Raw genomic sequence first — 6,686 nt, 5'->3', positions numbered from 1 at the left:
GCATCCGCTACATCTCGCGACCTTGGTAGTGCCGCTGGTGACGGTGTTAGGCTATAAGCGGCAGTTTGCCCGGCTGGTCGCGGTTCTGTTGCGGTGGATAGTCACGCCGCTACTCGTGCCACATTGGGTCGTAGCCCAACGGTGACCGTTCTTTTTCGCGGCGTTCTTATCGGCGCCGGTGATGATGCTCGCGGGGTTATCGCTTTTCTTTGTTGTAGAGTTCACGAGGTTAGTCTAAGTCGATGCTGAACGCTAGTGCCTTGGCGCCAATCTGGCCGATGGTGCTCCTGTCTACGAAACTGTCGGTAAGAGCGGTGGCGCGATGGCTGGTGGCTGGGGTGGCGCCTGGGCGGGAGCTGCAATCGGTGGTTCACTAGGCGGCCCGGTTGGCGCTGTCGTCGGCGGCGCGGTAGGTGCATTCATTGGCACTGGTTTGGGTAGCAAAGCGGGAAGTGCTCTCGGCGGTCTAGGGCGCAAGCTATTCGGAAAGTAGATCCAATATGGGATCCCCTTACATTGTGCTTGGTCTCCTTGTTGTGGGATTTTGCTGCGGCTTTTATGCAATGGAAAAGGATGGCAGTCCGCCACCGCCCAACGTTCGTGCCTTGCGTCGAATTTACTGGATACCAATGTTCATCGTGTTGTTACTGTGTGCTCTCACGCAGGTGAACAATGTTGGAGCGGCGGTCGGCATCGTCATAGGTGGCTTGTTATGCTGGTCAATTATGGCGATTCGTTGGACGAATTTTTTGGTGATCCCGTTCACCGGTGGTAAGACGCTCGGGCCTGAGGGCAAACGTACGTACATGAACAGGCGGAGTGTCGAGCAGATGCTGGCGCAAGGCCGCCAAGCAGCCGACGGTGACGGTTCGACCGTGCGTCGAGCGGAGCGTGGCCGGCATCGCCGCTGGCGGTTCCGTGATCGCAAGTCGTAGCTGAATCTGATTGGAGCACTTGAGATGTTGTTTCTTTTCGCTATTGGGGCGCTCGTAGTAGTGGCCGCGGCTATTCTTGCGGCGCTTTTTCTTGCCAGTGGCAACCCGATGCTGGGTTACACCGTGCTCATCGCCGCACTGATAGGTGGCGTTGTCTTGGCGCTGGTCGGCCCGTTTGACGGCGAATATCGGATTGTGGCAGTGGTCGCCGTGATGGTTCCAGCGCTCTACATCGCCTACGACGGGTGCAACTCCAAATCGTCGACCCGTGCTGGAGCATCGGCGTGACCGCTAACGACCATGGTCAACTCGGTCAGCCAGAGGTGCCGCCGCGGCGGGAGAGCCGGTTTGCGTTCTACGACACCTACGGCAAACCTGCCGATCCTCCTGCCCCTGCCGCGTTCAGGACCCTTCCGTTTCGGTCGGCGGATGCGTATCACGTTCAACGTTTTGGCGTTCTTCTTCGGCCCGATCTACTTCGCTGTCAAGGGTATGTGGCGCAAGGCGTTATCCCGCTTGGGTATGAACCTGACGGCAGCGGTCATGCTGGTGCCGATCGATGCGCCAACAGCAATTAGTACACCTGTGGGTGCAGCGTTTGCCGGGCTCACGGCCACCGCCGCCAGCGACGCCTAAAACTATAGGTAAGAGTGGTGGGTCCGTCGGTGGCGGAGTGGGTGGAGCCTGGGCTGGTGCGGCGATTGGAGGCGCCGTTATCGGCAATGGCATCGGCAGTGCGGCGGGCAAGACTGTCGGTGGCCTCGGTCGCAAACTATTCGGTGGATAGGCGTGATATGCAGTCACCGTTCGTGCTTTTCGGCCTGATCGCAGGAGCTGCGATTTTTGGCCTGTATGCCATGAGTAAAGACTCCGACCCGCCGCCTGCCAACATTCGAGCTCTTCGTCGCATCTACTGGCTGCCGGTAGTTTTACTGTCAGCCCTAATGTTTGCAGTCGTCAATCCTGCTGAGGCGGCCGGATCCGCGTTCGTCCTTTTGTTTGGCGCAGCAGCGAACGCAATCTTCCGAACCAACTTCTTCGTTATTCCGTTCGCTGATGGTCGCACGTTAGGGCCTGTCATCAAGGCTGCATCAACAGAGAAGCCCGAGATTGAGGAGATCCTCAATCGACATCAATCCGATAGCGGTCGCCACAGCGTCAGGAAAACCCGGCATTGCCGACGATTGCCCCACGATCGGAAGTTGTAGCCGAATCTGATTGGAGCACTTGAGATGTTATTTCTTTTCATTTTTGGAGTTCTCGTAGTGACGGCTGCAAAAATTATTACGGCGCTTTTTCTTGCCAGCGGCAATTCAAGCTGGGTTACACCGTGCTCATCGCCGCGATGATCGGAGGCGTCGCCGCATGAATAGGCGACATCTTGACCAAGCCGCCGATCAGGTCAGGATGCACCTATCCGTACAGCAGACCCCGCGCCGACGCTGCGACGTCCTCCACGCCATGCTGAAAGACCGCGAACTCTACAGGCAGCTATCACGAGCAGCGGCTTGACGGGAACCATAGGGACACCCCCGAACGGCTAGGTCCGAGACTTAGAGGTTGAAGCGCGGCTTGTCTGCCGCCTAGTGGATTTGTAGTTGCCGCTGCTGCCATCGGGATAGAACTTGTAATGGTGCACGCGTCGACGGTCTCCAATGAGTACCTCGAAGTCGATCTCATCGCCCTATCGCGCCCGTCAGTCGCTAGCGTTTCCTCGGCGTTTGCCTAGATCCGAGTCAGCAGGGGGCGTTAACGGCTTGCTCGAGGCGGTTGTCCTGTGGGGCAGACGGTCACGCTGACTCCGCCGGCTCGCCGCCATAGCGGGCGAGGTGCCAGCGAACATGGGCGCGCTGCTGGCTGAGGCGGACTGCAAGATTCGAGCGTGGTCCGGTGCCGGAGAGTGCTGCGTCGATCGCGGCAAGGTCTTTGAGCAACCCTGCGCGCCGTTGCGAGTAGTTGGTCGCGCAGCGTTTCGAGCAGAACAGTGGCCGGCGTCCCCGTGCATTGGGGCGGTAGACGCACTTCGTCGTGCAATCTGGGTGTAGGCAGGTGGAAGTGGGGTCGTAGTTGGCGTCCTGGGCGAGGAGATGGTTCACGCTCGCAGTTGTTCCGTGTGTGGGTGGTCGCATGGCAGAAGGTCTACTCCGCGGTGCGGACATGCACACGGGAGTAGGGGTCCCCTATCTGTGTTGTGGCTTCGATGTGCAACAGATCCTACTCGCTTGCTCAAATAACGGAACCTTGAATCATTTCCACGACACACCCTAGAAATGCCCTTGTGAAATTTACGCCGCGTCGTAGTCTCGTACTCGACCCGTTAGATAGGGCGGGGACAAGCGCCGTTGCAGCGGCGCCCGCCCCCTGACGGGTCCTGACTCTCGGAAAGGAGCCCGCTGTGGCTCATGGTACTTCGGCGCTGCTGCCGTCTCTGGCCTCTGGCCGGTGCGTGCTGTCGCGGTGGTCGCCGACAACTGGCACTTCGCCGCCCTTTGCCGCACCCCGCCGCAGACGACTGCCGAGCAGGTAGTTGCTTTTCGGCCACGGGGATTGACTGAACTCGACACTGAATCGTGTCGAAGTGCCGTGGAAGGCCGGCGGCTACCGGCCCTCCACGGAAGCGACCAAGAAAGTCGCAACCAAATCCATCCGGTTCAAAGGAAGGGCTTCGGCCATGTCTATTTCATCGTGCCTCGAACACGATTTCAACCTGACGCGCGGCATCGACTGCGTGAGGTGCTACTGATGGCGCGCGTCAGCGGCCGTCCGGTCGCACCGCCGAAATCCCTGTCGCAGGAAGCGTCACCGGACGCGATCTTCGCAGCCGGCTTGCCGACGTCGATCAGCCTCGACGGACTCGATAAGGAGCGCCTTGCCAGGCTGAGGAAGGTCAAGGTCAAGGTCCGCCAGCCGGCGATCGCCGAGCTCGTCCGCGAACAGGCTGTCCGGGCGCAGGCCTCGACCCCGTTCGTCTCCGACGAGTCCGATCGTGAGTGCGTCCGCACCATCATCAAGCTCTTCATGGACACGTACTACCGCACCGGTCAGGTCGATCCGCGTCGGGCGCTTCGCCGGAGCAGTATCGACCGCTACCTGACCGAAGGGTCCGGCGAAGTGCATCGGACAGTCCGGTGGCACCTTTATGTCGTTGGGAGGGTCTTCTACCCGCGGGAGTTTCCGCCGGCGGCCGGCTTGACGGCCCCTCGTATGGTGATGACCCGACCGACGTCAACGCGGGATCTGCGTGCCCTCTACTCCTTGTCGCTGACGCTCAATCCGAAGTGGTCGGCCGTCTTGAGGATGCTGCTGGACTTCATCGTCGGGGTTGGAGCGCGGTCAGCCGAGCTCAAGTACCTGACGAGGACTGACATCGCAGTGCAGGTCATCAATGGTCGTCGGTGGGTGCTCGTGCGCTTGCACACCCCGAAGACGCCGCCGCGGATTGTGCCCGTCTGGGACCCCGCGATCGCTGAACGCATTGAGCGGTACGCCGCCGAATCCCCCCACAGGCATCTGATGGCATTCGGACAGGAACCGACCGTCGAGCGCAACGCGATCAACCGGGTCAACGACAAGATCGCGGATCTGGGCTACGAGGAGCGCCTGGACGCCAAGGCCCTGCGTAACAGGTGGTTGGTCCAGATGGCAGGGATGCTGCCGCTCACTCAGTTCCTAGCGATCGCGGGACGCTCTGACCCGCCCAGGTCGAGTGAGATCGGCCTGGACCCGGCCGAAAAGGTCGACCTGACCACCATCACCACCACCCTCACCAACTTCGACAGGGCGAACTCATGACGACACATCCCCGAGTATCCGAACCCGAAATCCCCAGTAGCGAGCCGATCTTCACCAAAGCGCTCACCGTTGTCGACCGCTCCGGTGCTGACGTGCTGATCGATCAGTGGCGCACCGAGAAGGTCGTGCCGACGAAACGGTCGGACGCGGTAGCGTACACCGTGCGCGCATTCCTGACCGCACTGTTGTGCGTGCTCCTTCGCCGCAGCGAGCCCACCGTGCGGACCGTATTCCGCACGATCCTCGATTTCACCCCGGATCAGCTTCAGCGGGTGGGCATTGACGCGGCTAACCTTGAGCCAACCCACGAAGATCCGGTGCGCGCTTTGAAGAACTTCCGTAGCTGGACGACCCGTACTTTTGAATGCCTGGATCCGGCGCCGGACCAGCCTGCCAGGATGATCAGCGTCGCCGATCATAAGAAGATCGCAAAGGCCCGGACCCCGGAGCAGATCGAGGCCTACCGGATCGCTGCCGAGCGCCTGTCGATTGTGGTCAACAGGATCGTGGCAGGGTCGATCGATCCGGCCTACGCGAAGATCGGGCGAGGCGACATCATGGTCGACGAGACAATTCTCGACACCGCTTCCGTCGAGCAGCTCTTCTCCGGTGGCACCGACCTGCGCGGAGCGGTCTACTGCGGCGGGTACTACCGACGCGACAAATCCAACCAGGTCTCCCAAAGCAAGACCGACGGGCCCAAGGTGAAAAAGCGCGGATGGGGCCTGGGAGTCACAGCGGTCAGCGCGATACCTGAGCCCAATTCGCTGCACCGACGCCCCACCTTGTTCACGGGCATCGCGATTCACCCGCCCACCTCCGGTTCACTCGAGGGCCTCGATGAGGCTGTCCAGCACCACCAGATGAACGGCTTCGACGCCCGGAGCTCGAGTGCACGTGCACGCTGGCCGATGCTGACAATCGACATGGGGTATCTGAAGAAGGGCCTGTTCGACTGGCAGGTCGAGCACCGCTACGCCGCAGTGTTCACCTACCCGAAGCACTGGAACGTTGACAGCGCCGCAATCGACGTCAATGGTGAACGCCTTGGCCCAGTTCAGCTCTCGGGCAATTGGTACTGCCCGGCCGCCGCGGAGATCTCGCTCGGCCGTGACTTCGTCGTCCGTTTGCGTGACGTGCTCACCAAGGACGACTGGGAAGCCCGCAATACGAGGCTCTCAGACCTTCTCCCGCTCCTGATGGGCCTGGATCGCCGACCGATCGTGCGTCGGGACCAGATGGGTCGGCCCACCGAAGGCGACGAAACCACCGAAGCAGCACGGATGGTGCTCGTGTGCCCGGCAGCGCTGGGTAACGTGCGTTGCACCCGGTGGCAGAACGAGGAAACCGAGGGCCGGCTCGACCTTCCACTGGTCGATCTGCCGGAATCCACTCCGGAGTTCCGGTGTTGCACCCAGCCCACGGTCACCGCCTCCCTGACCGAGGACCAGAAGCGTCTGCAGCAGCTGGGCCCGTATGCTCCCGGGTCGTTCGAGCACGCTGTCTACCACGAGGCCGTCAGGTCGAAGACCGAACAGCGCTTCAGCCTCCTCAAGCGGCGCACCGTCGCCGGTCTGGGAAACTTGAACTACGGAGCCCGAAGGGAGCCGATGGTGAAGATCACCATCGCCGCGGCCTTCGCGGTCGTCAACATCGGTGAGATCGAGCGCTTCGAAGCGCAGAACGCTCCCCGGCCCGAGTCGATCAAGCTCAAGTTCAATCGCCTCGAGCGGGACCTCGGCAAGCCGCCCACGCGAATGCCCAAGCGCACGTAGGAAATCGGTACGAGCGACAGGGCGGGCCTTCTTTCGGAAGGCCCGCCCTGTCGCGTCATCACCTGGCAATAAGTACTCGGAAAACAGACACGCTAACGAAGCGACGAGCGCCTGCCCGTCGGCACCACGCGCCGCGCTCGAGAGGCAGAGCTGTACCCGATGCAGTTACACATCGTCGCAACCG

General features: G+C 61.3%; 6 protein-coding genes. All 6 read left to right on the top strand.

Annotated elements, in window-relative coordinates:
• Positions 1 to 500 precede the first annotated feature (500 nt).
• The 6 genes from ACJMNC_RS06820 to ACJMNC_RS06795 all read left to right on the top strand — a co-directional run bounded on the left by ACJMNC_RS06820 (position 501) and on the right by ACJMNC_RS06795 (position 6,502).
• Positions 501 to 935, top strand: a complete 435-nt coding sequence (locus ACJMNC_RS06820; RefSeq protein ID WP_408947193.1) for a hypothetical protein — start codon at positions 501 to 503, stop codon at positions 933 to 935.
• 24 nt (positions 936 to 959) lie between these two features.
• On the top strand, positions 960 to 1,223 hold the full coding sequence (locus ACJMNC_RS06815) for a hypothetical protein (protein WP_408947192.1): 264 nt from the start codon (positions 960 to 962) through the stop codon (positions 1,221 to 1,223).
• Between the two features lie 141 nt (positions 1,224 to 1,364).
• Complete coding sequence (locus ACJMNC_RS06810) at positions 1,365 to 1,571, top strand: DUF2628 domain-containing protein (protein ID WP_408947191.1); 207 nt, start codon at positions 1,365 to 1,367, stop codon at positions 1,569 to 1,571.
• Between the two features lie 17 nt (positions 1,572 to 1,588).
• The gene (locus tag ACJMNC_RS06805) at positions 1,589 to 2,143 is read left to right on the top strand and encodes a hypothetical protein (RefSeq protein ID WP_408947190.1); all 555 of its coding nucleotides are present in this window, start codon (positions 1,589 to 1,591) and stop codon (positions 2,141 to 2,143) included.
• A gap of 1,234 nt (positions 2,144 to 3,377) precedes the next feature.
• Complete coding sequence (locus ACJMNC_RS06800) at positions 3,378 to 4,727, top strand: hypothetical protein (RefSeq protein WP_408947189.1); 1,350 nt, start codon at positions 3,378 to 3,380, stop codon at positions 4,725 to 4,727.
• Entirely contained in the window at positions 4,724 to 6,502 is a 1,779-nt protein-coding gene (locus ACJMNC_RS06795; protein WP_408947188.1) for a hypothetical protein, read from the top strand. The genes ACJMNC_RS06800 and ACJMNC_RS06795 overlap by 4 nt, the downstream gene beginning before the upstream one ends.
• Positions 6,503 to 6,686: the final 184 nt, after the last annotated feature.

The sequence above is a fragment of the Gordonia sp. VNK21 genome (genome assembly GCF_046098115.1).
Lineage (GTDB): Bacteria > Actinomycetota > Actinomycetes > Mycobacteriales > Mycobacteriaceae > Gordonia.
This window is presented reverse-complemented; position numbering and strand designations above follow the sequence as displayed.